The organism is Paracoccus onchidii, assembly GCF_028294535.1.
Classification (GTDB): domain Bacteria; phylum Pseudomonadota; class Alphaproteobacteria; order Rhodobacterales; family Rhodobacteraceae; genus Paracoccus; species Paracoccus onchidii.
In genome coordinates this window covers 1-1,129 of the sequence record NZ_JAQBIE010000066.1, presented here as the reverse complement: position 1 = coordinate 1,129, position 1,129 = coordinate 1, and the positions used below count along the sequence as shown (strand labels likewise).

The window sequence follows — 1,129 nt, the reverse complement described above, 5'->3', positions numbered from 1 at the left end:
GCCTATGGGACTGAAACGGACGGAAGAATTCCGCCAAGATGCGGTGCGTATTGCGCTGACCAGTGGGCTGACGCGCAAGCAGGTGGCTGATGATCTGGGCGTTGGCATGTCGACGCTGAACAAATGGATCACAGCACATCGAGACACGAACGTGGTTTCACAAGAGGATTTAGACCTCGCCAAAGAGAATGAGCGGCTTCGACGTGAGATCCGGCTTTTCAAGGAGGAGAGGGAAATCCTAAAAAAGGCCACCCAGTTCTTCGCGGGCCTAGAGCAATGAGATTTAGGTTTGTCGAGGAACACAGGAACCATTTCCCAGCCAACCGTTATGCAGTGTCGTTGGCGTCAGCACACGTGGCTTGCGGGCCTTCCGTAGTCGCCCTGCCAGTAGCAGACAACGATCTGATGTGGTCACGCTTGCACACATCAAAGAACAGTCCCGCCTGAGCCTTGGTAGCTACGGCAGGCCGCGAATGACCGAAGGGTTGAAGGAGATCGGCCTGGACGTCGGTCATCGCCGTGTGGGCCGTTTGATGCGCCAGAACGGCATATCTGCCGTCAGAACTCGCAAACACAAGGTGACGCCCGATGGCGATCACAAGTTCAATATCGCGCCGAACCTGCTGGATCGAGACTTCAACGCTGATGCGCCCAACCAGAAGTGGGCCGGTGACATTAGCTATGTCTGGACCCGCGAAGGTTGGTTGTATCTGGCCGTGATCCTCGATCTGCATTCACGGCGTGTGATCGGCTGGGCCGTGAGCAACCGGATGAAACGAGACTTGGCGATCCGAGCGTTGAACATGGCCATAGTTTTCCGGGCGCCGCCCAAAGGCTGCATTCATCATACGGATCGTGGGTCGCAATATTGTTCACACGACTATCAGAAGCTTCTGCGCCAGCATGGCTTCAAGGTGTCGATGAGCGGCAAGGGCAATTGCTACGACAATGCTGCCGTCGAAACGTTCTTCAAAACCATCAAGGCCGAGCTGATCTGGCGCAGGTCATGGGAAACTCGACGGCAAGCTGAAGTGGCGATCTTTGAATACATCAACGGGTTTTACAATCCGCGACGACGCCACTCAGCACTGGGCTGGAAAAGCCCGGTCGCTTTCGAACGGAAAGTGGC

General features: G+C 55.8%; 1 pseudogene. It reads left to right on the top strand.

The window, feature by feature from the left end:
- Positions 1 to 4: 4 nt before the first annotated feature.
- Positions 5 to 1,129 (top strand): annotated as a pseudogene (locus PAF17_RS20040) (IS3 family transposase); the annotation flags it as partial.